Genomic DNA, 26783 nt, shown 5'->3' on the forward strand with positions numbered 1-26783 from the left:
GGAGGCACCGATGCTCTTCCCGCGGCGGCGCGATCGGCGCGCGATCGGTGGCTGGGTGGCCGTGTTCGCATCGCTCGGCGCCCTGCTGGGCATGGCGTTCCTGCCGTCCCCGTACGTCGTCGAGCAGCCAGGGCCCACGTTCGACACGCTCGGCGAGACCGACGCGGGCCCCCTCATTTCCGTGCCCGCCGACCTCGACCACGACGACGTCGACGGGTCGCTCACCCTGCTCACGGTCTCGATCGCGGGCAACCCGGAGCGGCCGCTGACGTGGGTCGACGTCGCGGGCGCCTTCCTCGACCCCGCCGACGAGATCCTCCCCATGGATGCCGTGTACGCGCCGCAGGAGACGATCGAGCAGTCGAACGAGGCCGGCCGCATCGAGATGGAGTCGTCGCAGGCTGCTGCCGTCGCGGCGGCGCTGCTGCACGAGGGCTACGAGATCGACGCGGAGGTGACGATCGCGCAGGTGCTGCAGGGCAGCCCAGCGGAGGGCGTGCTCGAGGTGGGCGATCGCATCCTCGCCGTCAACGGCGAGGTCGCGTACGACGTGACGTCGATCCGCGCCTCGATCGCGTCGGTCGAGGGCGCGTCGACGTTCGACGTCGAGCGCGACGGCGAGCGGCTGACCGTGACGATCGAGCCCGTCGAGGAGCAGGGTCAGCGGCTCGTGGGCATCGTGCCGCAGAACGCCTTCACGTTCCCCATCGACGTGTCGATCGACCTGCCGGACGTCGGCGGTCCGAGCGCAGGCATGATGTTCGCGCTCGGGATCGTGGAGCGCCTCACGCCGGGCTCGCTCACGGGCGGCGTCGACTGGGCGGGCACGGGCACGATCTCCGCGACAGGCGACGTCGGCCCCATCGGCGGCATCGAGCAGAAGATGCACGGTGCGCTCGCGGCGGGCGCCACCTGGTTCCTGGCGCCGGTCGAGAACTGCGGCGAGGTCGTCGGGAACGTGCCGGGCGGGCTCCGGGTCGTCGCGGTCGACACGCTCGACGATGCGATGACGGCGATCGAGACGGTCGCCTCCGGCGGCGACGTCGACGCCCTGCCGACCTGCACGGCCGGCTGACGCGGCGTCCGCTCCGCGGGGAGCGGACGCACCGGGGGAGGCCATAGCCCACGCGGGTAGGATGCGTGGACCCCCCGTCGACCCTGGAGCCGACTCTTGACCGAGACTTCCGGCAGCGCCCAGACCGCGCTGCGCCGTTCGCCCCTCATCATCACGCTCGCGGTCGTCGCGGCCATCGTGGTGGGGTTCATGTTCTTCTCCGGCTTCTACGCCGACATCCTCTGGTTCGACCAGCTGGGCTTCGTGCAGGTGCTGCAGGTGCGCTGGGTCGCGATGGCGAGCATGTTCGCCATCGGGTTCCTCGCGATGGCGGTGCCCTTGGCGCTCGCGATGCAGGTCGCGTTCCGCTCGCGCCCCATGTACGCGCAGCTGTCGAGCCAGCTCGATCGCTACCAGGAGCTCGTCGCGCCGCTGCGTCGCCTGGCGATGTGGGTCGTGCCCGCCGTCTTCGGCCTCTTCGCCGGCCTCGCCGCCGCGTCGCGCTGGGACATCGCGCTGCTCTGGCTCAACCGCCAGCCGTTCGGGCAGACCGACTCGCAGTTCGGCCTCGACGCGTCGTTCTACGTGTTCGAGCTGCCGTTCTACCAGGAGGTGACGTCGTTCGCGCTCGCGGTGCTGTTCGCATGCGGGCTCGCGACGATCGCGACGGCGTACCTGTACGGCGCCGTGCGCGTCACGGACCGTGAGCTGCGCATCTCGCGCAGCGCCCGCATCCAGATCGGCGTCCTCGTGGCGCTGTGGATGGCGGTCTTCGCGCTGAGCACGTGGCTCAGCCAGTACCAGACGATGACGTCGCCGTCGCTCGGCGGCGAGGTGTACACCGGTCCCGGCTTCACCGAGGCGAACGCGGGCATCCCCGGCCAGCAGATCCTCGCCGGCATCGCAGCGCTCGTGGCGATCTTCTTCGTCGTCACGGCCGTCATCGGTCGCTGGCGGCACTCGATCGTCGGCACGGCGCTGCTCGTCGTCGCCTCGATCATCATCGGCTTCGGCTACCCGGCGATCATCCAGCGCATCCAGGTCGACCCGTCGGCAGGAACGCTCGAGCAGCCGTACATCCAGGACAACATCGACGCGACGCGCTTCGCGTACGGCGTCGACGAGATGACCGAGGTCGACGTCGCCGTCGAGACGAACCCGGAGGCGGGGGCGCTCGCTGCCGACCAGGCGACGACCGCGAGCATCCGCCTGCAGGACCCTGAGGTCGTGGGCGTGACGTTCTCGGCGCTGCAGGGCCTGCGGCAGTACTACGCGTTCGACGAGTCGCTCGACGTGGACCGCTACGTGATCGACGGCGTCACGCAGGACGCCGTGGTGGCGTTGCGCGAGCTGAGCCCCGACTTCCTCGCGGAGCAGGACTGGTACAACCAGCACATCATCTACACGTACGGCTACGGCCTCGTGGGCGCGTTCGGCAACCAGCGTGCCGCAGACGGCCGACCGGTGTTCCTGCAGCAGGGCATCCCGGCGACGGGCCAGCTCGGCGACTTCGAGCAGCGCGTGTACTTCGGCGAGAACAGCCCGGAGTACTCGATCGTCGGCGGTGGCACGCAGGAGGACGAGACGGTCGAGACCGAGGCGGAGGGCGACCCGGAGGCGACGAGCGCCGAGGGCAACATCGGTGCAGGCACCGTGACGCCGTACGAGGGTCAGGGCGGCCCCGAGGTGGGCGGCTTCCTGTCGAGGCTCGTGTACGCGATCAAGTTCCAGTCGGAGCAGATCCTGTTCTCGAACGCCGTCGCCGACGACTCGCAGATCCTGTACAACCGCAGCCCGCTCGAGCGGGTGCAGCAGGTGGCGCCGTACCTGACGCTCGACCAGGACCCGTACCCGTCGGTCGTCGACAACGAGATCGTGTGGATCGTCGACGGCTTCACGACGACGGCCCAGTACCCGGGCTCGGCGCAGACGTCGCTGGCGGGAGCCATCGCCGACTCGCAGAACCCGACGCCTCCCGCAGGCATCGACGACCAGGTCAACTACATCCGCAACTCGGTGAAGGCCGTCGTGAACGCCTTCGACGGCTCGGTGACGCTGTACGCGTGGGACGAGGAGGACCCGATCCTCCAGGCCTACGACCAGATCTACCCCAGCTCGCTGCAGCCGGTGAGCGAGATGTCGGGCGACCTGCTGGCGCACGTGCGCTACCCGGCCGACCTGTTCAAGGTGCAGCGGGCCATCCTCGGCGAGTTCCACGTCACGGAGGCGAGCGAGTTCTACTCGGGCACCGACGTGTGGCGCACGCCCGAGAACCCGACGAACCCTGACGGCGACGACACCGCGCAGCCGCCGTACTACCTGACGATGGCGATCAACGGCGAGGATCCGGCGTTCTCGCTGTACTCGACGTTCATCCCGCCCTCGAGCGGCCGCGAGCTGCTCTACGGGTACCTGTCGGTGAACTCGGATGCGGGAGCGACGGCTGGGGAGGTGGCCGAGAACTACGGCCAGCTCACGTTGCAGAACATCCCGGAGGATCAGCAGATCCCAGGGCCCGGGCAGGCGCAGAACAACTTCAACACCGACTCGCAGATCGGCCAGGTGCTCAACCTGCTGCAGGACGGCCAGTCGGATGTCGTGTACGGCAACCTGCTGACGCTGCCGGTGGGTGGCGGCATGCTCTACGTGCAGCCCATCTACCTGCAGTCGACCGGTGGCACGACGTTCCCGGTGCTCGACAGCGTGCTCGTGTCGTTCGGCAACGAGATCGCGTTCGAGGAGACGCTCGACGAGGCGCTCGACGCCTTGTTCGGCGGCGACTCGGGTGCGCAGGCTGGCGACGAGGGCGTGACGCCCGTCGATCCCGAGACGGGCGAGCCCGTCGAGGGCGAGGAGGGGGCCGAGCCGGTCGGCGACCTGCAGACGCAGCTCGCAGCGGCGCTCCAGGAGGCTGCGACGGCGCTCGAGGAGCGTGAGGCGGCCTACGCCTCGAACGACCTCGTGGCGGCCGCTGAGGCCGACGAGCGGCTGCAGCAGGCCGTGGACCAGGCCAACACCCTCATCGGGCAGATCACGGGCGAGACCGGCGACGGCTCGAGCGACGACGCAGGCTCCGACGAGGGCACCGCGGACGGCGAGGAGACGACGCCGTAGCGACCGATTCCACCCCGTGGTTCGAGAGGGGCTCGAAGCCGTGCTAGAGTCATATCTCGTGCCGCGGGGTGGAGCAGTTCGGTAGCTCGCCGGGCTCATAACCCGGAGGTCGCAGGTTCAAATCCTGTCCCCGCAACCATGTGAATGCAGAAGGCCCGCCAGATGGCGGGCCTTCTGCCATTGGTGGGGGTCTCGAGATCCCGGCCAGGGGCGATCGAGGGGGAGCGGATGCCGCGTCAGCGCCCGCTCGTGCTCGGCCTCACGGTCGACGACGAGACCCGCTGCATCCACTGGTCGTCGCCGCTCGACGTCGTCGCGATCCGCTTCGCGTGCTGCGGCGCCTTCTTCCCGTGCGACGCGTGCCATGCCGAGACGGCGGGGCACCCGGCCGTCACGTGGCCGGCGGACGCGCGGGACGAGCGCGCAGTGCTGTGCGGCGTGTGCGGCCACCTGCTGACGATCGCCGAGTACGGCGCCGCGGATGTCTGCCCGGCATGCGCTGCCGCGTTCAACCCCGGCTGCGCTCTGCACTGGCACCGGTACTTCGACGGCCCGCCTCCCGCGGCGTGAGCGCCGGGAGACGGGCCGTCGCAGCTCGCGCCGAGGGTCAGCCGAACAGGCTGACGCCGCTCGAGCCGCCGCCGTTCTGCCCCGTCGTCTTCGGGCGGCCCTCGCTGGGCTGCACGATGACGAAGCCGGGGCCGTGGAAGGCCAGCTGGAACGCCTCGCCCGTGCCGCCGCGCAGCAGCGAGCGCATGTTCATCGAGTTCACGACCTGCGGCTGCAGGTTCGACGACCAGCACACCGCGGCCTGCGGGTCGACGAACGTGGGCTGCTGCGAGCAGTCGAGCAGCAGCGGCTCCCCGTCGCACGTGACGGCGACGGTGCCGTGGCCGCCGATCTCGAGGTTGAACAGGCCGCCTGCCATGAAGCCGCCGCCGCGCAGCATCTTGATGTCCCACTGCAGCGTGTGATCGAACGCGAGGAGGCTCTCGCCGTTGACCGTGAGCCCCTCGTTCTCGAGCGTGACGGTGAAGATGTTCTGCGCGTCGCGTGCGAGGAACACCTCGCCCTGCCCCTGCATGCGCATGAGCGGCGCGCCCTCGCCCGTGACGGCCTTCTTGAGGAACTTCTCGACGGAGCCCGAGCCCTCGTGCTGGAACTGGATCTGCCCCTGGTACGCGACCATCGACCCCTTGGCGGCGATGACGTCGGTGCCGGTGACGTTGACGCGCATCATGCGATCGGACTGCTTGACCCACCGCTCCTGGGTCTGCTTCTCGTGGTACGCCTGCGCGAAGAGCTCGCTCTTCATCGGTCCTCCTCCGGTGCCTGCTGCTGCGGGGCTCGCGCCCCGAGGGCCTGCTCGAGGCGGTCGACCTTGCCGTCGAGCTCCGAGGCCCATCCTGGCCGGATGTCGGCCTTCAGCACCAGCGAGGCGCGGGGCGAGATCTCGAGGATCGCGTCGGTCGCCGCCTTCACGACCGCCATCACCTCGTCCCACTCGCCCTCGATCGTCGTGAACATGGCGTCGGTGCGGTTCGGCAGGCCCGACTCGCGGACGATGCGGACCGCCTTGGCGACGGCGTCGTGGACCGACCCGTCAGGTCCCGCCGTGCCAGGCGCGACCGAGAATGCGACGAGCATGTCGCTCCCTTCGTGAGATGCCGCCATCCTCTCGCGCGCAGGCGGAGCGGCGCTGCCTAGGCTGGAGCCATGGCACAGCCAGCCCCCCTCCTCGCCGCCGCCGTCCAGTGGGCGCCGGGCCCCGACCCCGCAGCGAACCGCGAACGGATCGCAGCGCTCGTCGCGCAGGCCGCGGCGCGCGGCGCGCGCCTCATCGTGCTGCCGGAGTACTCGCAGGCGTTCGACGCCGACATGGCGGCGCTCGCCGCGCACGTCGCCGAGCCGCTCGACGGGCCCTTCGTCGTGACGCTGCAGCAGGCCGCGCGGGCAGCAGGCGCCGTCGTGGTCGCGGGCATGGTGGAGCGGCTCGCGGGCCGCGACGGGCAGCCGGACGGCGTGGCGAACACCGTCGTCGCCGTCGACGGCGAGCGCGTGCTCGCCGCCTACCGCAAGGTGCACCTGTACGACGCGTTCGGCGCCCGCGAGTCCGACTGGCTCACGCCAGGCGACCCGGCGCAGCGGCCCGTGATCGACGTCGACGGCCACGCCGTCGGCATCCAGACCTGCTACGACGTGCGATTCCCCGAGCAGTCGCGGTTGCTCGTGGATGCGGGCGCCGACGTGCTCGTCGTGCCCGCGGAGTGGGTGCGCGGCCCGCTGAAGGAGCACCACTGGGTCACGCTCGTCGCGGCGCGAGCGATCGAGAACACCGTGCACGTCGTCGCCGCCGACCATGCACCCCCGGTCGGCGCGGGCCGCTCGCTCGTCGTCGACCCCATGGGCGTCGCGCTCGCGCAGCTCGGCGAGGCCGAGGGCATCGCCGTCGCACCCATCGACGCCGCCCGCACGGCGAGCGTCCGCGAGCGCAACCCGTCGCTGGCGAACCGCCGCCACGGCGTCGCGAGCGGCTGAGCGGCTACGCGGTCGGCGCCTGCGCGAGCCCGCGCAGCGCGCCGAGCCGCTCGACCGCGTCGACGAGCACCTCGTCGCGCTTGCAGAACGCGAACCGCATCCACGGGCGCAGGTCGCGTCGCGACGCACGCGCGAACGGTGCCAGCGGCACGCCGACGACGCCGGCGAGCTCCGGCAGCCTGCGGGCGAGGTCCGTCGCATCCGGGAACCCGAGGCTCGAGCCGTCGGCGAGCACGAAGTAGCCTGCCTGCGCATCGGGCACCGTGAAGCCCACGGACCGCAGCCCGCGCGTGAGCAGATCTCGCTTGCGTGCGAACGACGCTGCGAGCATGTCGAAGGCCTCGTCGTCCATCCGCAGCCCCGCGGCGATCGCAGGCTGGAACGGGGCGCCGTTCACGAACGTCAGGTACTGCTTCACCGACAGGATCTGCCGCACGCGCTCCGGCGTCGACACGAGCCAGCCGACCTTCCACCCGGTCGTCGAGAACGTCTTGCCGCCCGAGCCGATCGACACGAGGCGATCGCGGGCTCCCTCGATGGCGGCGATGGGCACGTGCCTGCCGTCGTACACGAGGTGCTCGTACACCTCGTCGGTGACGATGAGCGCGTCGCGGTGCTCTGCGCACCGCACGACCTCGCGCAGCACGTCCTCGTCGAACACGACGCCCGTGGGATTGTGCGGCGAGTTCACGATCACCATGCGCGTGCGCGACGAGAACGCCCGCTCGATGAGCGCGACGTCGGGCTCGAACGTGGGCGGAGACAGGGGGATGGGCACGAGCCTGGCGCCCGCGAGCCCTGCGACCGCCGCGTACGCGTCGTAGTACGGCTCGAAGACGACGACCTCGTCGCCCGGCTCGAGGTAGGCGAGCATCGTCGCGGCGAGCGCCTCGGTGGCGCCTGCGGTCACGAGCACCTCGCTCGTCGTCGTGCCGAGCCCGTACCAGTGGCGCTGATGCTCGGCGATGGCCTCGAGCAGCTCGGGGTGCCCGCGACCGGGGGAGTACTGGTTCACGCCGTCGCGGATCGCGCGCTGCGCCGCCTCGAGCACCACCGAGGGTCCGTCGAAGTCGGGGAAGCCCTGCCCGAGGTTCACCGCCCCCGTGCGCGTCGCGAGCGCCGTCATCTCGGCGAAGATCGTCGGTGCGATCTCGCCCGTCGATCCCAGCAGCCCTGCGGCTGCCGCCGTCCTGCGCCACGGTGCGTCGGCCATGCCCCCACGGTATCGGAACGCGCAGCAGGCCCTCAGGTTCCGAACCCGCGGCATCGAAGGCGCATAGGAATCGCATGGATGGGAGGCGTCCCATGGTGTCATGACGAACGACGATCGCGGCCAGACGCCGCCGGACGACGCGACCGGATGGCCGCACGAGCCTCAGCAGGAGGCGACCTGGGGCCAGCCCCGCCACGAGGTGCCCACGCCGCCGGCCGCGCAGGCGCCGTCGGCACCCGCGCAGCCAGCCGCGTGGCAGCAGCCGACGCACGCGCAGCAGCCCGCGTGGCAGCACCCCGCCTCTGTGCCCTTCGGCTCGCACGAGCCGTTCGGCTCGCACGAGCCGTTCGGCTCGCACGACGCCGCGGCCGCCTACGCCGCGGCGCCCGGTACCGCCGCGCAGGCCCCCACGCGTCGCAAGCGCCGCCCCATCGCGGTGCTCGCGCTCGTCGGGCTCCTCGGCGGCACCGTGCTCGGTGGCGCAGCAGGCGCGACGGCTGCGACGCTCATCGCCCAGGACGGCGGCCCGTCGCCGTCGGCGTCGAGCGACGTGACGATCACGGGCGCCTCGTCCACCGATCCGCAGACGATCGCCGACGTGGCGCAGACCGCCTCCGAGTCGGTCGTGACCGTGCAGGCCGTCGCGTCGTCGGGCTCGGGCACGGGCTCGGGCGTCGTCGTCGGCGATGGAGGCATCATCGTGACGAACAACCACGTCGTCACGCTCGACGGTGCCGCCTCCGACGCGCAGATCACGGTGCAGACGACCGATGGGCAGCTGCTGGCGGCGACCGTGATCGGCACCGACCCGACCGTCGACCTCGCGGTGCTTCGGGTCGACGCCGACCTCCCGGTCATCACGTTCGCCGAATCGTCGGACGTCTCGGTCGGCGACACCGCCATCGCGATCGGCTCGCCGCTGGGCCTGTCGAACTCGGTGACCGACGGCATCGTCTCCGCCGTCGACCGCGGCCTGCAGATCGCCTCGAGCGCTCCGCAGGATGGCGACTCGGAGGAGTCGCAGCAGTCGCCGTTCGGCTTCTGGAGCCAGCAGGGCACGCAGGCGGCGCAGGAGAGCGTCTCGATCCCCGTCGTGCAGACGGATGCGTCGATCAACCCCGGCAACTCCGGCGGCGCCCTGCTGAACGCGGCGGGCCAGCTCATCGGCGTCAACGTCGCGATCGCATCGATGTCGGAGGACTCGTCGACCGGCGGCTCCATCGGCATCGGCTTCGCGATCGAGTCGTCGCTCGTGCAGCGCGTCGTCGACGAGATCGTGTCGAACGGCTCGGCGACGCACGGGCTGCTGGGCGCGTCGGTGACGGACGTGACGGACGTGAGCGTCGGCCGCACGGGAGCACAGCTCGCCGAGGTCACGGCCGACGGCGCAGCCGCGGGCGCGGGGCTCCAGGCGGGCGACGTCGTGACGGCAGTCGACGGCACCTCGGTCGCGAGCGCCACCGACCTCACAGCGCAGGTGCGCGCCGAGGCCGGCGGGGCGAGCGTGACGCTCACGATCCTGCGCGCAGGATCCGAGCAGGACGTCGACGTGACGCTCGGCACGCTCTAGCGACGCATCGGCGACGCGGCGCGTCATCGCACGGGTGGATCCCAGGCGATGGCGCGCCGCTCTCGTATGCTGGCGTCATCGCACTTCAGGTCTCGCGGCGCACGTTGCGCACGCTGCTCGCCCTGCCGGCCGTCGCGCTCGGCGCGGCCGCGTCGCTCGTCGTCCCCAGGGATCGACGGCGTTGGGTCGTCGGCTGCGGCTCGGGCGTCGGCGAGGGGGCCCTGCCGCTCGCGCTCGCAGCCCACGCACGCGGCGACGACGTGGCGTGGGTCGTGCGCACCGAGCGCGACGCAGCCGACGCGGCAGCCCACGGCATCCGCACCGTCCGCGGCTGGGGCGCCTTCGTCGCGACGCTGCGCGCCGGCGTCGTCGTCGTGACGCACGGGTTCGGCGACGTGAGCCGCGCCGGCGTGCACGGCGCGTACGTCGTGCACCTGTGGCACGGCATCCCGCTCAAGCACCTGCACCGGGATGCCCCGGGCTGGCTGCGCGTCGCAGGCGTGCCCGACGTCGCCCCCGTGCGTCGACTGCTGCGCGAGGCGCACCGCCGCTCGGCCTCGCGCATCCGCCTGCTGCCCGTGGCCTCCGAGCGCGCCGCGAGTCGCATGCGCAGCGCCCTGGGGCTCGGCGCCGACGTCGTGCGCGTGCTCGGCGACGCGCGCGTCGACGTGCTCGCCACCGCCGACGAGCCCGGCGCTCGTGCGGCGGCGACCGCGCTCCTCGACCGATCGGGCGCGCGCGGCCGCGCGACGGTGCTCTATGCGCCCACGTGGCGCGACGGCAAGCCCGACCCCGCGGTGCCCTCCGCAGACGAGTGGCGGCGCATCGCCGCGTGGCTCGAGACCCACGACGCGCGGCTCGTGGTGCGTTCGCATCCGCACGGGCTCGGCGACTACATGGCGGGCCCGGCGCTCTGCGACCGCATCGGGCTGCTCGGCCACGACCTCCTCGCCGACGTCACGCCGGCGCTGCCGGGCGTCGACCTGCTCGTCACCGACTTCTCGTCGATCGCCTACGACGCGGCGACCCTCGCGATCCCGACGCTGCTGCTCGCGCCCGACGTCGCCTCCTACGCCGCCTCCCGCGGCCTGTACGACTCCTACGCGGCGTTCGCCGGTGGCAGGCACGAGCGCACGTGGGATGCGCTGCTGGCATGGGCGAGCGACGTCGCCGAGCCCGGCCCGGCACGCGACGAGCGACTCGCCCATGCGCGCACGCTCGTCGCCGACCACGTGACGCTGCTGGGCGGATCCACGCAGCGCGTGCTGCAGGCGATCGACGCGGCGCTCGGCCACGGCGAGCCGCCGGCCGAGCCGCGCGCGCCCGCCACGATCCGAGCGATCTGGCGCGACGGCGACCGCATGCGGCTGCGCATCGACTCGGGCGCGACGCGGCCGGTCGCCGTGCGCGTGCGCGGCGCGCGCGAGTCGATCGCGGGAGACCTCGCCGTGCACGACGACCTCGTCGAGGCAGCCGTGCCCCTCACGCGGGCACGCTGGGGCGGCGACGCGCTCGTGCTGCCGAGCGACGCGTGGGTCGTCGAGCTCGTCGATGCCTCGGGCGCGCGCATCGAGCTCGCGCCCCCTGCCGCGCTGCCGCGTCCCGAGCTCGCGCTCGACGCGCGCATCGCGGTCGAGCCGCGGGAGGCATCCGTGGCCATCGTGCTCGCCCCACCGCTCACCGACGCGGAGCGCGCGCCCGGCGCGCAGCGCGCCATGCAGCGCAGGCACCTCGGCGCTCCCGAGCCGCAGGCGGCCGTCATGCTCGAGGCGTTCTACGGCACGGCGGCGTCGTGCAATCCCGCAGGCGTCGACCGCGCGCTCGCAGCGCGCGTGCCCGGCGTCGTGCGCGCGTGGTCGACGGTCGACGGCTCCGTGCCCATCCCGCACGGTGCCGTGCGCGTCGTCGAGGGCACCGAGGCGTGGTGGCGGATGCGGGCGGGCGCGCGCTCGATCGTCGTCAACGACTGGCTGCGCAAGCGACACCGCCGCATGCGGCACCAGCGCGTCGTGCAGACGTGGCACGGCACGCCGCTCAAGAGGCTCGCGCTCGAACGTGCCGGCCAGGGGCTGCGCACGAGGATCGCGTCGATCCGCGAGGGCAGGCGCTGGGACGTGCTGCTCGCGCAGAACCCGTTCGCCGCCGAGCACCTGCGGGCCGCGTACGCCTTCCGCGGCCCCGTGTGGCAGCTCGGGTACCCGCGTGGCGACCTGCTGCGCCACGGCGATCGCGCCGCGATCCGCGCTCGCCTCGGCGTGCCGATGCAGACGCGCATCGCGTTGTACGCGCCCACGTGGCGCGACGACCGCGTCGCGGTCGTCGACCACGTCGACGTCGCAGCGCTCGCAGCCGAGCTCGGCGATGGGTGGCGCGTCGTCGTGCGCGGCCACGCGCGCTCGCACGCCGGAGGCGGGGCCGCGCTCGCCGGCGTCGGCGTCGTCGACGCGACGACGTACCCGGACGTCGCAGAGCTGCTCGTCGCCGCCGACGTGCTCGTGACCGACTACTCGTCGATCATGTTCGACGCCGCAGGGCTCGAGCTGCCCACGGTGTTCGCCGTGCCGGACCTCGACGACTACCGCGACCGGTTGCGCGGCTTCACGTTCGACCTCGCCGAGACGGCGCCTGGTCCGTTCGCCCGCACGTTCGACGAGGTGGTCGAGGCCGTGCTGGCAGCGGGCCCTGGCGACGGATGGGACGAGCGTCGTGCAGCGTGGCGCGCACGCTTCGCACCCCTCGACGACGGCCACGCGGGCATGCGCGTCGTCGAGCGGATGCTCGCAGAGGGCATCCTCGACGATGACGACGACGCGCGCGTCTAGCCGCCGACCGGCCCCTCGCTGCGCGACAGGTCGCGGTTCGTGCCCGCCCCGCGCACGACCCCCTGCAGGAAGCCCGTTCCCCATGCCAGATGCATGACGGCGACCACGCCTGCGAAGCGCAGCCGGTCGCCGAGGGAGCCGGGCGTCGCGATCACGACGCCGAGCAGGAGCGCGAGGTAGGCGGCGGGCGCGAGCCCCAGCAGCGCGGAGACGACCGCGAGCCACAGCGGCACCGATGCCACGAGCGCGGCGATCGCCGCGGCGAGCCCGCCGAGCACCGCGAGCGCGATCGCCACGACGAGCGCAGGCGGCACGAAGAACCGCACGCCGTTGCCCGCGCCCACGCGACGCACGAGCTCGCCGCGCCACACGCCGGTCGAGTGGAACTGCCTGGCGAGCTTCGGCCACGTCTCCCGCGGCCAGTACCGCACCTGCAGCGCAGGGTCGAACCACACGAGGTGCCCGGCCTTGCGCAGCCGGTAGTTCAGCTCCCAGTCCTCGCCGCGTCGCAGCGTCTCGTCGTAGCCGCCCACCGACTCCAGCGCCGACCTGCGGAACACCCCGAGGTACGCGGAGTCCGTCGGGCCCGCCTCGCCGCCGACGTGGTACGAGCCACCGCCGAGGCCGATGCGAGACCGGTAGCCGCGCGCCACCGCGCGCTGCAGCGGCGTCTCGCCCGTCGCGAGCATGAGGCCGCCGACGTTCGCAGCCCCCGACGCCTCGAGCGAGCGCACCGCGATGCGCGTGTAGTCGGCGGGGATCTGCGTGTGCGCGTCGACGCGCACGACGATCTCGTGCCTGCTCGCCGCGATGGCGAGATTCAGCCCGATGGGGATGTCGACGCCCGGGTTCGGCACGAGCCGGATGCGCTGGTCGGCGGCGGCGAGCCGTTCGGCGACCGCGTCGGTGCCGTCGTTCGAGGGTCCGAGCGCCAGCACGAGCTCGCGTTCGCCCGGGTAGTCCTGCGCCATGACCGTCTCGACCGCGGCAGCGAGGTAGCGCTCCTCGTTGAGCACCGGCATGACGTACGAGACGCCAGGCCAGGGGTCCGTTCGAGTCACCGAGCAAGCATGGCAGACGTAGGCTGGAGCCCATGCCGTTGCGCCGCGACCTCACCGCTGCCCGCCGACTCCTCCGGAACGGGCTGACCTCCAGACGGAACCGGGCCGAGGTCGCCCGCACCCGGGCGCAGCATGAGACGACGCATCCCGGCGACGTCGACATCGTCGTCTACTACGCGGACGGCCCCGTGAACCTGTACCAGCTGCGCCAGTGGTACGAGCCGCTGCGCGAGCTCTCCGCCACCCACTCGGTCGGCATCCTCGCCCGCAGCCCCGGTGCCGCGCTGCAGCTGTGGCAGGAGACCGACCTGCCCGTGTGGTCGGTGACGCAGGTGAGCGACCTCGAGGCGTTCCTCGAGCACCGAGGACCGCGGCTGGTGCTGTACGTGAACCAGAACGCGCGCAACTTCCAGATGATGCGCTACGGGCGCATGTGGCATGTGTTCATCAACCACGGCGAGTCCGACAAGATGTACATGACCACGAACCAGTTCAAGGCGTACGACTACGCGCTCATCGCCGGGCAGGCGGCGCGCGACCGCCTGAGCGCGAAGCTGTGGGACTACGACCTCGAGCGGCGCACGATCGAGATCGGCAGGCCGCAGGCCGATCACTTCGCAGGCGACGTGCCCTACCCGAGCGACGGCCGCCGCGTCGTGCTGTACGCGCCCACGTGGGAGGGCGACCGGCCGGCGGGCGCGTACGGGTCGATCGTGTCGCACGGGCTCGACGTCGCCGCCGCGGTGCTCGCGAGCGACGCGCACCGACTCGTCTACCGCCCGCACCCGCGCTCCGGGGTGCTCGATCCCGCGTACAAGGCGGCGCATGAGCGCATCGTGAGCATGATCGAGGCCGCGAACCGTCGCGACGCGTCCGCGCACCACGTCTACGACGACGGTCCGCAGCTCGGCTGGCAGCTCGCCGACGCCGACGTCGCGATCACCGACGTGTCCGCGATGGTCTACGACCGCCTCGCCGTCGGCAAGCCCATCCTCATCGCACGCCCCGTGTCGCAGGAGGCCGACGTCGACGAGCGCGGCTACCTCGGTGCCTGCGAATGGCTCGAGGCCGGCCTCGCCGACCCGCTCGCGGAGATCGACAGGGTCGCGGAGGACGCGGAGGCGCTCGCACGGCTCGAGCAGTGGAGCACCCACTACTTCGGCGACACGAGCCCAGGCAGCGCCACCGCGCGATTCCATGCCGCCATCGACCGTCTGCTGGCGGTCTGGGCCGAGCACGCCGAACGGCACCGCACCGACAGGTTCGAGGTCGAGATCGACGACGACGCGCCGGAGGCCGTCGAGGGCTCTACGCCGTAGGATCCGCGGGCGGCTGGTCGCCGGCGCCGTCGTCGTGCTTGCCCGTGCGACGCAGCCGCTCGAGCGCGCGGCCGCCGAAGCCGGGCTTGCGGTTCGCGTCGTACGTGCGCTGCATGTCCTCCGACATCGCGCCGCGGCGCAGGCGCTTCGGGCGCTGCGCCTTCTCGACCGGCTCGAGCTCGGCATCGAACCATGCCGGAGCGGGACCGAAGGCCTCGCGGGCGTTGCGCACGATGTGGCGACCCAGGATGTGGTTGCCGACGCCGCCGACGACCGCGCCGATGCCGAACGGCAGCGCGCGGCCCAGCATCGACTTCCCGGTCTGCGCCGTCATGCGGCGGAAGAACGCACGCTTCAGGTAGTCGACGACCGTGTTCGCGACGAAGCCCGACGGCAGGGTCGTCGTGATGAGCTGCCCCCAGAACGCGCCTCCTGCGGCGCCGCGTCCCAACGACTGCTCGGTGAGTCGCTTCACGAGCGACGAGCCCTCCTTGCCGAGCATGAGCGACATCACGAGCGCCTTCGAGCGCTCGGGGTCGCGCACGTGCAGGCCGTGCACCTCGGTGACGGCCTGCGCGAAGAACGCGCTCGCCTCGAGGAACGCGACGGTCTCGGCGACCGTGAGCCCCAGGGATGCGGCGGTGCCGACGCCGGGCGCGACGGCCGTCGCCCCCACGGCGGCTCCCGACGTCGACACGGCAGCCAGGTACTGCCTCTCGAGCCGCGAGATGAGCTGCTCCGGCGTGATCTGCGGGTTGCGTCTGCGCACCTCCCGCAGATGGCTCACCACGAGCGGTCGCTGCTTCTCGACCACCGTGTCGATCGTCCTGACCAGCCAGCCCATGTCCTGCTGCACGTCGTCGCTCATGTCTTCCCCCCGTGCTCGTTCCCGTAGCGTTCGAGCACTGCCTCGATCGGCCCATCCATGATGAGCGCCCCCTTGTCGAGGTACAACCCCCTGGTGCAGAAGCGCTTCAGGTCGCGTTCGTTGTGCGACACGAGGAAGAGCGTGCGCCCCTCCGCCAGCAGGCTCTCGATGCGTCGGTAGCACTGCTCGCGGAACGCCTTGTCGCCCACGGCCAGCACCTCGTCGACGAGCATGATGGGCTCGTCGAGTCGCGAGACGACCGAGAACGCGAGGCGCACCTTCATGCCGCTCGAGAGGTGCTTGTACGGCGTGCCGACGAAGTCGTCGATGCCTGCGAACGCGATGATCTCGTCGAACGCCGCGTCGATCTCGGCCTTCGTCATACCGTGGAGGCCTGCCGCGAGGTACACGTTCTCGCGCACCGTGAGGTCGGCGACGAAGCCGCCCGTGATCTCGATGAGGGGCGCGACGCCGCCGTGCACGTCGACCGAGCCCTCGTCGGGCAGCACGACGCCCGCGACGAGCTTCAGCAGCGTCGACTTGCCCTGTCCGTTGCGACCGACGACGCCGATCGCCTCGCCCGCCTCGACGGAGAACGACACGTCGCGCAGCGCCCAGAACTCGCCTGGCCGCGTGCGGCGCTGCTTGCCGGCGAACAGGTCCTTGAACGAGCGTCTCGACGACCGCGAGCGCTTGAAGCGGATGCCGAGCCCCGCCACGTCGATGACGGCCATCACACCTCCTTCAGCACCGCGCGGATGCTCCTGCGGAACACGAGCACGCCGACGAGCAGCACGAGGGCGGTCATGCCGGCCGAGATGCCGACGGCCACCCAGTCGAGCGCCTCAGGGAAGAACGCGGAGCGGTAGATCGACAGGATGCCGGCCAGCGGGTTGAAGGCCCCGAGCGTCTGCAGCTGCGGCGGCAGGTCGTGCAGGGAGTAGATGATGGGCGTCGCGTAGAAGGCGAACCGCAGCACGAGCTTCACCGCGCGCTCCAGGTCGCGGAAGAAGATCGTCAGCGGCGCGACGATGAGGCCGATGCCGAGCACGAGCGCCGCCTGCAGCAGGATGCCGAGCGGGAACAGGAGCACCTCCCAGCCGACCGTCGCACCCGAGAAGATCGCGAACAGCGCGAGCACCGGCATCGATGCGACGAACTCGATGCCCTTCGCGAGCGTGAGGCGTGCGACCCAGATCGTCGGCGGCACCTTCGTCGACCGGATGAGCCTCGCCTCCTTGATGAAGGCCCTCGTCGAGTCGGAGACGGCGCCGCTCAGCCACATCCACGGCAGCAGGCCGCTGAGGAGGAACACGATGTACGGCTCGAAGCCGACGTCGCGCTGGAAGACGACGGTGAAGACGAAGTAGTAGATCGCGCTCATCGCGAGCGGGTCGAGCACGCTCCACAGGTAGCCGAGGAACGACGTCGAGTACCGCACGCGCAGGTCGCGCGAGGTGAGCAGCCAGAGGCTGTGCCGGTAGCGACGAGCGGGCGACCAGGAGTCGCGCGCGTGGGTCGGGGCGGTCACTCTCGCATCCTAGGTGGCTGCGCACACGACGACGCCGGCCGCCACGGGGCGGCCGGCGTCGCGCGAGCGATCAGACGTACAGGTTCGCGCGCTCGAGGTCCTCGGCGAAGTCGACCTCCACCGCGAACAGGTCGGAGATGTCGAGCGGCTGCACGCGGATGCCCGCCTCGGCGATCGCCGTCTCGATGCCCCGCTCGAAGTAGTCCTGCGCATCGCAGCGCTGCAGGTGGCGGATGAGCGTGGCCTTGTCGGTCGACGCGATGTAGTTGATGCCGATGGCCTCGCCGAGCCCGCCCTTGACGGTCTTCGACAGCTCCTGGATGTTGCCGCGAGCGTCGAGCGTGTACTTGACCTCCTCGTCGGAGACCTTCGAGGTGTCGACGGCGACGGTCGACTGGTCGGCGGCGACGCGGTCGGCGACGCGAGCGAGCAGGCCGGGGTGGAAGACGACGTCGCCGTTCATCCACAGCACGCCGCCCGGCTTCGAGGCGCGCAGCGCCCGCAGCAGCGACTTCGAGGTGTTCGTGACGTCGTACTCGTCGTTGTAGACGTACGTGTTCTCGGGGAACGCGTCGATGATGTGGTCGGCCTTGTAGCCGACGACGGTGGTGATGCGCGCGTCGTCGAACGTCGCCCGGACGTTCTCGACCTGCTGCTGCATGATGGTGCGGCCGTCGTTGAGCATCGTCAGGCTCTTGGGCAGCGAACGGCCCAGGCGCGAGCCCATGCCTGCTGCGAGGATCACGATCTGCGTGGTCATTGCCTTCTCCAATGCGGTGGTGCGGGACGGCCAATGGTGGCCTGTTTCCCTGACGTTCACCCGGGTGGAACCCGGGAGACACCTCACTGTGCCGTCCTCCAGCGTAGCAAACGACCGTTGGCGGCGGTGGGATCGCTGTGGACGGGGCGATTCGCGGACGCTCGCGAGGCCCCCGTCCAGCCCCGCTGCGTACGCTCGATCCATGGAGCCGGACGACGTGCCCGCGGGTGACGCCTCGCGATCCTCTGCGGCGCGCGACGCATGGCGCGCGTTCGTGTCCGGCCGCGGCGGCGGCGCGTCGTCGGATGCCCAGCCGACGGTCGATACGGTGGATGGCGTGGGTGCTGGAGATCAGAGACGACCGTGGGCGGAGCTGAGTCCCCAGGAGCAGACGGAGCGACGTCGCGAGGCGGCGCGCAAGGCCGCTGCGACGCGAGCTCGCAATCGCGCCCTGGGCGCTGCGCAGGCGAAGGCGTCTGCTGCGCAGCCCGCGCCCGTCGCCGAGCCGGAGCCCGAGCCGGTCGTCGAGCCGGAGCCGGTGGTCGAGCCGGAGCCGGTGGTCGAGCCGGAGCCGGTGGTCGAGCCGGAGCCGGTGGTCGAGCCGGAGCCGGTCGTCGAGCCCGAGCCGACCGAGCCCGAGGTCCGCGCCGACGACGACGACCCGTTCGAGGTGGTCACGGTGCAGTCCGACCCCGACGCGTCGACGATGCTCGCGAGGCAGGAGCGCGCAGACGCCGATGACCGTGCAGCAGCCGTCGGCGACGAGCCCGAGACGACGGCGACGTCCGACGCGTCCGACGCGCCCGACGCGTCCGACGCGCCCGCGATCGTGCTGCAGCTCACGGGCGTCACGCGTCGCTTCGGCTCGACCGTCGCCGTCGACGGCATCGACCTCGTGGTGCGCGCGGGGGAGTGCCACGGCATCGTCGGGCTCAACGGTGCAGGCAAGTCCACGACCGTGTCGCTCGCTGGCGGCCTCATGCGGCCCACGGCGGGCACGGTCGAGGTCAACGGCAAGGACGTGCGCGCACGCGGCGTGCAGTCGCAGCTGGGCGTCGTGCCCGACCGCATGCGTCTGTTCGACCGCCTCACCGGCAGGCAGCTGCTCGTGCACGCAGCGCTGCTGCGTCGCGTGCCGCGCAAGGACGCGATCTCGAGGGCGGCGACCCTGCTCGAGCGATTCGAGCTGACGGACGACGCCGACCGCCTCGTCTCCGACTACTCCATCGGCATGCAGCAGCTCGTCGGCGTCGCCGCCGCGCTCATCCACGCGCCGCGCGTCGTCGTGCTCGACGAGCCGTTCGAGTCGATCGACCCCGTCGCGACCGACACGATCCTGTCGATCCTCGGCGACCTCCGACGCCGCGGCGGCGCCGTCGTGCTCACGAGCCACGACATGACGCTCGTCGAGCGCGCATGCGATCACGTGCTCGTGCTGCGCGACGGCGTGGTCCGTGCAGCAGGCGCCATCGACGACGTGCGCGACGGGCTGAGGCTCGAGGAGCGCTTCACCAGGATCGTCGGCTCGTCGCCCGCCCAGGACCTCCCGTGGCTCTCGCCGTCGCTCGACTGAGGGTCGCGGCCCTCGCCGCGCTGCGGCACGACCCGAGAGGGCTCGGCCGCGCGCTGCTGCCGTGGCTGGCGGCCGTCGCGCTCGCCGCAGCCGCGATCGTGCTCGCCGCGCGCGACGCGTTCCCCTCGACGCTCGCCACGACGGCGGTGGTGCTGGTCGCGGCAGGCGTCGGCCTGGTGGGGCAGCGCGACGCGGCGCTCGACCCGCGCGCGTTCCGTGGTCTCGCGCAGCCGCCCGCCGTCGCGCTCGGCACGGGGCTCGGCGCCCTCGTGTCGCCGCTCACGGTCGTCGCGCTCGGCGTCGGCATCGCCTGCGGGCTCGACGAGGGCGCGGGGCTCGTCGTGCTCGCCGCACCGCTCCTCGCCGTGACGGTCGCGCTCGTGCGGCTCGTGGTCGACGTCGGCGCGAGCGCGCGCACGTGGCCGTGGATCGCAGGCAGCCTGCTCGTGCTGCTCGCTGCGCTCGCGGCCGCGCCGCTCGTCGGCGGCCTCGACGCCGGCATCGGCGTGCTGGCGGGATCGCCGTTCGCAGCATCCACGGGGTGGCTGCTCGAGCCCGCCCGCGTGCTCGTCGCGCTCGGCACCGTCGTGCTGCTCGCCGCGGCATGGCTCGCCATCGTGGCGTGGCGCATGGGTCGCGTCGACCGACCGCGCCTGCGCGAGCATCTCGGCCTGCTGCGTCTCGTGCCGGCGCAGCCGTGGGTCGTCGTGCTCGCACGCACGGTGACGGGCTGGGGTCGCGACCGCCGCTACCAGGCGATCGCGATCGCCGTCGTCGTGCTGCCGGTGCTGCTCGCCGTGCCGCTGTGGCTCGCAGGGCTGCCCCGCGAGACGTGGACGCTGCTGCCCGTTGCGGCGCTCGCGCTGTTCATCGGCTGGTCGATCCACGACGACACCGCCTACGACGGCTCCGCATGGTGGATGCACCTCGCCGCACGCGTGCCCGGCTGGCAGGATCGGCTCGGCAGGACGCTGCCCCTCGCGGTGGTCGCCGCCGCCCTCGTGTCGCTCGCAGCGGTCGTCGGCGTGCGCGTCCACGGCGACCTCGACCTGCTCGCACCGGTGCTGGGAGCGAGCCTCGCGCTGCTGGGCTCCTCGCTCGCCGTGTCGTCGGTGGTGAGCGCACGGTGGCCGTACCCGGTCTCGGGGCCGGAGGCGAGCGTCTTCCAGGCGCCCGCGGCGCAGTCGTGGGCAGCGGCGCTCACGCAGGCTGGTGCGCTCGTGGCGTCCATCGCCGTGTCGGCACCGATCGTGGCGCCCGTCGTCCTCGAGCTCTCGTCGCCCGACGAGCAGTGGGGGTGGCTCGGCGCCGGCTACGCGGTGCTCGTGCTCGCGCTCGGCATCGCCGTCGGCGGCCTGGTCATCGACCGCCGCGGCCCCGAGGTGCTCGCAGCCGCCATGCGAGACTGAGGGCATGAGCGATCCATCGAACCCCGGCACCGGTGGCGGCGGCACCGACGTGCTCGACCGCGAGCTCGAGGAGCTGCTGCGGCAGGAGCAGGTCGACGACGGCGACCACGACCGCTTCTCGCACTACGTGAAGAAGGAGCGGATCCTGCAGTCGGCGCTCACCGGCAAGGCGGTGCGCGCGCTGTGCGGCAAGAAGTGGACCCCGGGGCGCGACCCCGAGAAGTTCCCCATCTGCCCGACGTGTAAGGAGATCTACGAGGGTCTCAAGGGCGAGTGACCCCGGCGCGCCGACCGTGACGGTCGGCGCAAGACGGTCGGGATCACCGGCTCGCCGCGGGCGAGCCGGATCGCGTCGCCAGGCAGCTCGGCGACGGCGGCCGCGCAGCGCTCGCGCGCGGCAGCCACGCCTGCGGCGCCGCGGTGCTCGTCGACGATGACGCCCTGCTGCACGAGCGGCACCTGCAGGGCGCGCCCGATCGACGCGTCCGGCTCGCCGCCGACGAACACGGTCTCCTCGGTGGCGACGCCGCCGACGAGCGTGCGCACGGCGGTCTTCTCGCCACCGTGCGAGGCCTTGCCGTCCGACTGCTTCGCGACCGACACCCACGAGCCGTCGTCGCCCCGGTGGGCGACGAGCTTGTACACCATGCCCGCGGCGGGGGAGCCGGAGCCGGTCACGACGCTCGTGCCCACGCCGAACGCGTCGACGGGGCTGCCGGAGAGCCCGGCGATCGCGTACTCGTCGAGGTCGCTCGTCACCGTGATGCGCGTGTCCTTCGCGCCGAGGGCGTCGAGCTGCGTGCGCACCTGCTGCGCGACCTCGACGAGGTCGCCGGAGTCGATGCGCACGCCGCCGAGGCCCGTGCCGGCGACCCGCACGGCCGTCTCGACGCCGCGCTCGATGTCGTAGGTGTCGACCAGCAGCGTCGTGCCCGTGCCGAGGGCTGCCACCTGCGCTGCGAACGCCTCCTCCTCCGAGTCGTGCAGGAGGGTGAAGGAGTGCGCGGCCGTGCCCATCGTGGGGATGCCCCACGCAGCGCCGGCTGCGAGGTTCGAGGTGGCGCGGAAGCCCGCGATGTACGCCGCGCGCGCCGCGGCGATCGCCGCATCCTCGTTCGCGCGGCGCGAGCCCATCTCCGACAGCGGACGCCCCTTCGCGGCCTGCACCATGCGCGTCGCCGCGTTCGCGACCGCCGAGTCGTAGTTCAGCACCGAGAGCGCGAGGGTCTCGAGCACGACGCACTCGGCGAACGAGCCCTCGACGACGAGCAGCGGGCTGTTCGGGAAGTACGCCTCGCCCTCGCCGTAGCCGCGCACGTCGCCGGAGAACCGGTAGTCGGCGAGCCAGTCGAGCGTCGCGTCCGACACGATGCGCTCCGAGCGCAGGAAGGCGAGCTCGGCATGGTCGAAGCGGAAGCGCTCGATCGCATCCAGGAGTCGTCCGGTGCCGGCGACGACGCCGTAGCGACGTGCACCGGGCAGCCGCCTCGCGAACACCTCGAAGACGCTCGGGCGAAGACCGCGACCCGTGGCGAGGGTCGCGTCGATCATCGTCAGCTCGTACCGGTCGGTCTGCAGTGCCGTCGTCACGTCGCCAGCCTAGGCTGGATCGGCCATGGGAACGGAAGCTCAGCACGTGCGCGCAGCGCAGCCGACGGTCGAGACGCTCGACCCGCACGACGCCGCCGCGTGGGTGCGGTTCGTCGCGATCGAACGGGCCCGCACCTACGAGGGCAGCCTGCAGCCCGACTTCCTCGAGCAGCAGCTCGCGCGTCTCGACGACGACGCGGCAGCCCTGCGTGACGAGCTGGCGTCGGGCGTCTCCCGCATCGCCGTCGCATGGCTCGACGGCGCCATCGTGGGCGTCGCGTCGACGACCGCGAGCCCCATGGCATGGGAGGAGGGGCTCGGCTTCGCACCCGCGCCCGTCGATCGGGCGCTCGACACCCTGTACGTCGCACCCTCGCAGCACGGCACCGGACTCGCCGACCGCCTGCTGGCGCTCGTGGTCGACGACGAGCCGATCACCTTGTGGCTCATCGCAGGCAACGAGCGCGCCCGCCGGTTCTACGAGCGTCGCGGCTTCGCGATGTGGGGCGAGGAGGTCTCGACGGGGCCGACGTGGAACCACGTGCCCATGCGCAGGATGGTCCGCACGGGCGTCGACTCGGGCCGCGGCTAGGCTGGTCGGGTGCAGCGCCCGATCGGAGTCTTCGACAGCGGGCTCGGCGGTCTCACCGTCGCTCGCGCGCTCATCGACCAGCTGCCGAACGAGTCGCTCACCTACATCGGCGACACCGCGAACGGCCCGTACGGCCCGCGCTCGCAGGACGACGTGCGCAGGCTCGCGCTCGCAGCGCTCGACACGCTCGTCGATCGCGACGTGAAGATGCTCGTCATCGCCTGCAACACCGCATCGGCGGCGATGTACGACGTCGCCTACGAGCGGTACGAGCTGGGCATGGGCATCCCCGTCGTCGAGGTGATCCAGCCCGCCGTGCGCGCTGCGATCCGTGCGACGCGCACCGGGTCGATCGGCGTCATCGGCACCGCAGGCACCATCGGCTCGCACGCGTACCAGCGTTCGTTCGCGCAGGCGGGCATCGGTCACGTCGACGCCGCCGCGTGCCCGCCGTTCGTCGACTTCGTCGAGTCGGGCGTCACGACGGGCGACGAGGTGCTCGCGTCCGCGCGCGAGCTCCTCGAGCCGTTGCGCGCAGCCGGCATCGACACGCTCGTGCTCGGCTGCACCCACTATCCGCTGCTCGCGGGCGCGATCGGCTACGTCATGGGACCTGACGTGCGGCTGATCTCGAGCGCCGAGGAGACCGCATCCGACGTGTATCGGCGGCTGTCCGACGCCGGGGCGCTCGCTGCGCCGTCGACGCAGCCGACCTACGCCTTCGAGGCGACGACCGAGGCGCAGGAGCCGTTCCTGCGCCTCGCTCGTCGATTCCTCGGCCCCGAGGTGACGCACGTGGAGTTCACGCAGACGGGAGTCATCGAGCTCCCCGAGAGGATCTGACATGACACGCAACGACGGCAGGACGGCGGATGCGCTGCGCCCCGTCTCGATCGAGCGCGGCTGGTCCGCGCAGGCCGAGGGCTCCGCGCTCATCTCCGTCGGCGGCACCAAGGTGCTGTGCACCGCGTCGGTGCAGCCGTCGGTGCCCAGGTGGATGGCGGGCAAGGGCAAGGGGTGGGTCACCGCCGAGTACTCGATGCTGCCGCGATCGACGAACGAGCGCATGGATCGCGAGAGCGTCAAGGGCCGCATCGGCGGTCGGACGCATGAGATCTCGCGCCTCGTGGGTCGCTCGCTCCGCGCCGTCGTCGACATGCGGGCGCTCGGCGAGCTGTCGATCGTCGTCGACTGCGACGTGCTGCAGGCCGACGGCGGCACGCGCTGCGCATCGATCACCGGTGCGTACGTCGCGCTCGCCGACGCGATCGAGTGGGCGAAGGGCCAGAAGCGCATCCCCGCATCGGCGACGCCGCTCATCGACTCGGTGTCGGCGATCTCGGTCGGCATCGTCGACGGCGAGCCGCTGCTCGACCTCGCATACGTCGAGGACTCGCGCGCCGAGACCGACATGAACGTCGTCGTCACGGGCAGGGGGCTGTTCGTCGAGGTGCAGGGCACTGCGGAGGGGGCCCCGTTCGACCGCAGCGAGCTGGGGTCGCTGCTCGACCTCGGGGTCGCAGGCTGCGACGAGCTCGCCAGGCTGCAGCGGGAGGTGCTCGCATGAGCGAGGCACGCACGCGCATCGTCGTCGCGACCCACAACGCGCACAAGGTCGCCGAGCTGCAGCGCATCCTCGCCGACGACCTGCCGGATGCCGTGCTCGAGGCGTACGAGGGGCCCGAGGCGGTGGAGGACGGCGTGACGTTCGCCGAGAACGCGCTCATCAAGGCACGCGAGGCGTTCGAGGAGACAGGCGTCGCGTCGATCGCCGACGACTCCGGCATCGCCGTCGACGCGCTCGAGGGTGCGCCCGGCATCTTCTCTGCCCGCTACGCGGGGACGCGAGACGACCGCGACAACCTCGAGCTGCTGCTGCGCAACCTCGAGGGGGTCGCCGACCGCGGCGCCGCATTCGTGTGCGCCGCAGCCTACGTCGACGGCGAGCGCGAGCTGGTCGAGATGGGCGTCTGGCGCGGCTCGGTGCTCGAAGCCGCTGCCGGCGAGGGAGGCTTCGGGTACGACCCGATCTTCCAGCCGGACGACGCGCCCGTCTCGGCGGCGCAGCTGTCGCCGGAGGACAAGGACGCGCTGAGCCACCGGCGGCGCGCGTTCCGCGCGCTCGCGGCTGCGCTCGCCGCGTCCGCGTCCGTCGCGCACGCGCCTGCCGAGGGATAGCCTCCCGCCATGCAGACGACCGCCGTCGAGGACTACGTGAAGGCGATCTACGCCTACACGGAGTGGCAGCCGGAGCCCGTGACGCCGTCGCGGCTCGCGACGAACCTGGGTCTCGCGGCGTCGACCGTGACCGAGATGGTGAAGAAGCTGAGCGCGCAGGGGCTCGTCGACCACCGCCCGTACGGCACGATCGCGCTCACCGACGAGGGGCGTGCGCTCGCGTTGCGGCAGGTGCGCAGGCATCGGCTCATCGAGACGTGGCTCGTGCAGCAGCACGGCTACGCGTGGGACGAGGTGCACGACGAGGCGGAGGTGCTCGAGCACGGCATGAGCGACCGGCTCGTCGAGTCGATCGCGCACGCGCTCGGCGATCCGGAGCGCGATCCGCACGGCGACCCGATCCCCGCAGCCGATGGCACGACGAGGCAGCCGAGCGCGACGCTGCTCGCAGAGGCGCACGACGGCTACGTGGGCACGGTCGTGCGCATCTCGGATGCCGACCCCGAGCTGCTGCGGTTCCTCGCCGACCAGGGCGTCGAGCTCGACGAGCGCATGCGCTACGTCGGTCGCGGACGCTTCACCGGCGGTCTCACGGTCGAGGTCGACGGCGCGGAGCACACCGTCGGCGACGACGTCGCAGCCGCGATCTGGCTGTCGGCGCCGTGCCAGGAGCCCACGCACACGCACGAGGGCTGAGGCCTGCGTCGTGCCCGCGGTGCCCGCCGACCTCGTGCTCGTGCACGGTGCGGGTGCGGCGGGTGCCGCTGCGTGGCGACGCTCGGGGGTCGCTGGCGGGCATGCGCTCGACCTCACGGGTACGCGAGACGTGCTCGCGCAGGCCGAGGTCGTGGCGGCGGCGACCACGGAGCGGTCCACCGTCGTCGCGCATTCGCACGGTGCGATCCCGGCAGTGCTCGCCCTCTCGATCGTGCGGCCGCGTCGGCTGGTGCTCCTCGAGCCTGCGCTGTACGACGTGGCGCGCGGCGACCCGGCGATCGAGGCGCACGTGACCGGCATGGGCAGGGCGCACCGCGCCCTCGCAGACGACGGCATCGAGGCGTTCTGGCGCGCTGCGCGGCCGATCCTGCTCGGCGGTCCCTTCGACGACGGACGATGGGACGCGGAGCGGGCGACGGCCACGTGGTTCGCCGGCGTGCCGTCGCCGTGGGGCCACGGCATCGTCGCCGACGACGTGCGCGGGGTCGCGACGACGGTCGTCACCGGCGCGTGGAACGCGGAGTACGAGGCGATCGCTGCCGCGCTCGTGACGGCGGGCGCGACGCATCGGGTGCTGGTCGGCGCCGGACATCGCCCGCAGGACCTGCCGGGCTTCGCCGAGCTGCTCGCCTGAGCGACGGCGTGCGCAGGGAGCACGCTCGGCTTGACGTCAGAAGGGCGCGTCGGCGTCGTCGTGTGCGTCGCCCCAGCGGTCTTCCGGGTCGGGGGCAGCGGAGGTGGGTTGCAGGTCTGTGAAGGTCGGTCCTGCCGGTGGTGGCTTGTCGATGTATGTGTGTCCGAGTGGTGATCGCCAGCGGAGCTCGCCGGGGTGTGGGTGTGCGACGGTCCAGGCGGTGGCGTGCTTGAGGGTGTG

The 26783-nt window shown here is 72.2% G+C and carries 25 protein-coding genes, 1 tRNA gene and 1 pseudogene; 17 read left to right on the top strand and 10 right to left on the bottom strand.

Annotation, left to right across the window (positions count from 1 at the left end; all coding sequences use genetic code 11):
- Positions 1-10 precede the first annotated feature (10 nt).
- From ACZ6H8_RS07675 to ACZ6H8_RS07690, 4 genes are all read left to right on the top strand, one after another.
- On the top strand, positions 11-1075 hold the full coding sequence (locus tag ACZ6H8_RS07675; RefSeq protein ID WP_464146063.1) for a YlbL family protein: 1065 nt from the start codon (positions 11-13) through the stop codon (positions 1073-1075).
- 96 nt (positions 1076-1171) lie between these two features.
- Positions 1172-4168, top strand: coding sequence for a UPF0182 family membrane protein (locus ACZ6H8_RS07680; protein ID WP_464146065.1), 2997 nt, complete (start codon positions 1172-1174; stop codon positions 4166-4168).
- 62 nt (positions 4169-4230) lie between these two features.
- Positions 4231-4307, top strand: a tRNA-Met gene (locus ACZ6H8_RS07685).
- Between the two features lie 89 nt (positions 4308-4396).
- Positions 4397-4738, top strand: coding sequence for a CHY zinc finger protein (locus ACZ6H8_RS07690; protein WP_464146066.1), 342 nt, complete (start codon positions 4397-4399; stop codon positions 4736-4738).
- Positions 4739-4775: 37 nt separating this feature from the next.
- On the opposite strand, the gene ACZ6H8_RS07695 is transcribed toward ACZ6H8_RS07690, so the two are convergent.
- Positions 4776-5483 (bottom strand): AIM24 family protein, encoded by a 708-nt coding sequence (locus ACZ6H8_RS07695; protein ID WP_464146067.1) that lies wholly within the window; start codon positions 5481-5483, stop codon positions 4776-4778.
- The gene (locus ACZ6H8_RS07700; protein ID WP_464146069.1) at positions 5480-5815 is read right to left on the bottom strand and encodes a thiamine-binding protein; all 336 of its coding nucleotides are present in this window, start codon (positions 5813-5815) and stop codon (positions 5480-5482) included. Before ACZ6H8_RS07700 ends, ACZ6H8_RS07695 begins: the two co-directional genes overlap by 4 nt.
- A 69-nt stretch (positions 5816-5884) precedes the next feature.
- On the opposite strand from ACZ6H8_RS07700, the gene ACZ6H8_RS07705 reads away from it, so the two are divergent.
- A complete protein-coding gene (locus tag ACZ6H8_RS07705) occupies positions 5885-6706 on the top strand; it encodes a carbon-nitrogen hydrolase family protein (RefSeq protein WP_464146070.1) in 822 nt (273 codons plus the stop codon).
- Between the two features lie 4 nt (positions 6707-6710).
- Here ACZ6H8_RS07705 and ACZ6H8_RS07710 read toward each other — a convergent pair whose 3' ends face one another.
- A complete protein-coding gene (locus tag ACZ6H8_RS07710; RefSeq protein WP_464146072.1) occupies positions 6711-7919 on the bottom strand; it encodes an aminotransferase class I/II-fold pyridoxal phosphate-dependent enzyme in 1209 nt (402 codons plus the stop codon).
- A gap of 100 nt (positions 7920-8019) precedes the next feature.
- Here ACZ6H8_RS07710 and ACZ6H8_RS07715 point away from each other — a divergent pair, with 100 nt between their 5' ends.
- Together ACZ6H8_RS07715 and ACZ6H8_RS07720 are read left to right on the top strand one after the other, a co-directional pair.
- Entirely contained in the window at positions 8020-9489 is a 1470-nt protein-coding gene (locus tag ACZ6H8_RS07715; RefSeq protein ID WP_464146074.1) for a S1C family serine protease, read from the top strand.
- A 104-nt stretch (positions 9490-9593) separates the two neighbouring features.
- Positions 9594-12311 (top strand): CDP-glycerol glycerophosphotransferase family protein, encoded by a 2718-nt coding sequence (locus tag ACZ6H8_RS07720; RefSeq protein ID WP_464146075.1) that lies wholly within the window; start codon positions 9594-9596, stop codon positions 12309-12311.
- Here the strand turns inward: ACZ6H8_RS07720 and ACZ6H8_RS07725 are convergent.
- A complete protein-coding gene (locus ACZ6H8_RS07725; RefSeq protein WP_464146077.1) occupies positions 12308-13372 on the bottom strand; it encodes a glycosyltransferase family 2 protein in 1065 nt (354 codons plus the stop codon). The two genes, ACZ6H8_RS07720 and ACZ6H8_RS07725, sit on opposite strands and share 4 nt — an antisense overlap.
- 32 nt (positions 13373-13404) lie before the next feature.
- Between ACZ6H8_RS07725 and ACZ6H8_RS07730 the strand changes: the two genes are divergently transcribed.
- Positions 13405-14691: a CDP-glycerol glycerophosphotransferase family protein gene (locus ACZ6H8_RS07730; RefSeq protein WP_464146079.1), complete on the top strand. Its 1287-nt coding sequence runs from the start codon at positions 13405-13407 to the stop codon at positions 14689-14691.
- Here ACZ6H8_RS07730 and ACZ6H8_RS07735 read toward each other — a convergent pair.
- The 4 genes from ACZ6H8_RS07735 to ACZ6H8_RS07750 all read right to left on the bottom strand — a co-directional run bounded on the left by ACZ6H8_RS07735 (position 14681) and on the right by ACZ6H8_RS07750 (position 17850).
- Positions 14681-15559 (bottom strand): hypothetical protein, encoded by an 879-nt coding sequence (locus tag ACZ6H8_RS07735; protein WP_464146081.1) that lies wholly within the window; start codon positions 15557-15559, stop codon positions 14681-14683. The genes ACZ6H8_RS07730 and ACZ6H8_RS07735 overlap by 11 nt on opposite strands.
- Positions 15556-16293: an ABC transporter ATP-binding protein gene (locus ACZ6H8_RS07740; RefSeq protein WP_464146082.1), complete on the bottom strand. Its 738-nt coding sequence runs from the start codon at positions 16291-16293 to the stop codon at positions 15556-15558. Before ACZ6H8_RS07740 ends, ACZ6H8_RS07735 begins: the two co-directional genes overlap by 4 nt.
- Positions 16293-17090, bottom strand: coding sequence for an ABC transporter permease (locus ACZ6H8_RS07745; RefSeq protein ID WP_464146084.1), 798 nt, complete (start codon positions 17088-17090; stop codon positions 16293-16295). The genes ACZ6H8_RS07740 and ACZ6H8_RS07745 overlap by 1 nt, the downstream gene beginning before the upstream one ends.
- A gap of 70 nt (positions 17091-17160) precedes the next feature.
- On the bottom strand, positions 17161-17850 hold the full coding sequence (locus ACZ6H8_RS07750; RefSeq protein ID WP_464146086.1) for a phosphocholine cytidylyltransferase family protein: 690 nt from the start codon (positions 17848-17850) through the stop codon (positions 17161-17163).
- 202 nt (positions 17851-18052) lie between these two features.
- On the opposite strand from ACZ6H8_RS07750, the gene ACZ6H8_RS07755 reads away from it, so the two are divergent.
- Genes ACZ6H8_RS07755 through ACZ6H8_RS07765 form a run of 3 tightly spaced genes read left to right on the top strand, consistent with a single transcriptional unit; the run spans position 18053 to position 21109 of the window.
- On the top strand, positions 18053-19423 hold the full coding sequence (locus ACZ6H8_RS07755) for an ABC transporter ATP-binding protein (protein ID WP_464146088.1): 1371 nt from the start codon (positions 18053-18055) through the stop codon (positions 19421-19423).
- Positions 19399-20832, top strand: a complete 1434-nt coding sequence (locus ACZ6H8_RS07760; RefSeq protein ID WP_464146090.1) for a hypothetical protein — start codon at positions 19399-19401, stop codon at positions 20830-20832. The genes ACZ6H8_RS07755 and ACZ6H8_RS07760 overlap by 25 nt, the downstream gene beginning before the upstream one ends.
- A 4-nt stretch (positions 20833-20836) precedes the next feature.
- Entirely contained in the window at positions 20837-21109 is a 273-nt protein-coding gene (locus ACZ6H8_RS07765) for a DUF3039 domain-containing protein (RefSeq protein ID WP_464146092.1), read from the top strand.
- On the opposite strand, the gene ACZ6H8_RS07770 is transcribed toward ACZ6H8_RS07765, so the two are convergent.
- Entirely contained in the window at positions 21085-22422 is a 1338-nt protein-coding gene (locus ACZ6H8_RS07770; protein WP_464146094.1) for a nicotinate phosphoribosyltransferase, read from the bottom strand. The genes ACZ6H8_RS07765 and ACZ6H8_RS07770 overlap by 25 nt on opposite strands.
- A gap of 25 nt (positions 22423-22447) precedes the next feature.
- Between ACZ6H8_RS07770 and ACZ6H8_RS07775 the strand changes: the two genes are divergently transcribed.
- Genes ACZ6H8_RS07775 through ACZ6H8_RS07800 form a run of 6 tightly spaced genes read left to right on the top strand, consistent with a single transcriptional unit; the run spans position 22448 to position 26543 of the window.
- Entirely contained in the window at positions 22448-23014 is a 567-nt protein-coding gene (locus tag ACZ6H8_RS07775) for an N-acetyltransferase family protein (protein WP_464146096.1), read from the top strand.
- A gap of 9 nt (positions 23015-23023) precedes the next feature.
- Positions 23024-23857 (top strand): glutamate racemase, encoded by an 834-nt coding sequence (murI, locus tag ACZ6H8_RS07780; protein WP_464146098.1) that lies wholly within the window; start codon positions 23024-23026, stop codon positions 23855-23857.
- Between the two features lies 1 nt (position 23858).
- Positions 23859-24581, top strand: a complete 723-nt coding sequence (gene rph / locus ACZ6H8_RS07785) for a ribonuclease PH (RefSeq protein WP_464146100.1) — start codon at positions 23859-23861, stop codon at positions 24579-24581.
- The gene (rdgB, locus tag ACZ6H8_RS07790; protein WP_464146102.1) at positions 24578-25192 is read left to right on the top strand and encodes an RdgB/HAM1 family non-canonical purine NTP pyrophosphatase; all 615 of its coding nucleotides are present in this window, start codon (positions 24578-24580) and stop codon (positions 25190-25192) included. Before rph ends, rdgB begins: the two co-directional genes overlap by 4 nt.
- 9 nt (positions 25193-25201) lie before the next feature.
- On the top strand, positions 25202-25888 hold the full coding sequence (locus tag ACZ6H8_RS07795) for a metal-dependent transcriptional regulator (protein ID WP_464146104.1): 687 nt from the start codon (positions 25202-25204) through the stop codon (positions 25886-25888).
- 10 nt (positions 25889-25898) lie between these two features.
- Positions 25899-26543 (top strand): hypothetical protein, encoded by a 645-nt coding sequence (locus ACZ6H8_RS07800; protein ID WP_464146106.1) that lies wholly within the window; start codon positions 25899-25901, stop codon positions 26541-26543.
- Positions 26544-26579: 36 nt separating this feature from the next.
- Here the strand turns inward: ACZ6H8_RS07800 and ACZ6H8_RS07805 are convergent.
- Positions 26580-26783 (bottom strand): annotated as a pseudogene (locus ACZ6H8_RS07805) (hypothetical protein); the annotation flags it as partial.

It is taken from the genome of Agrococcus sp. AC640b (assembly GCF_979255995.1).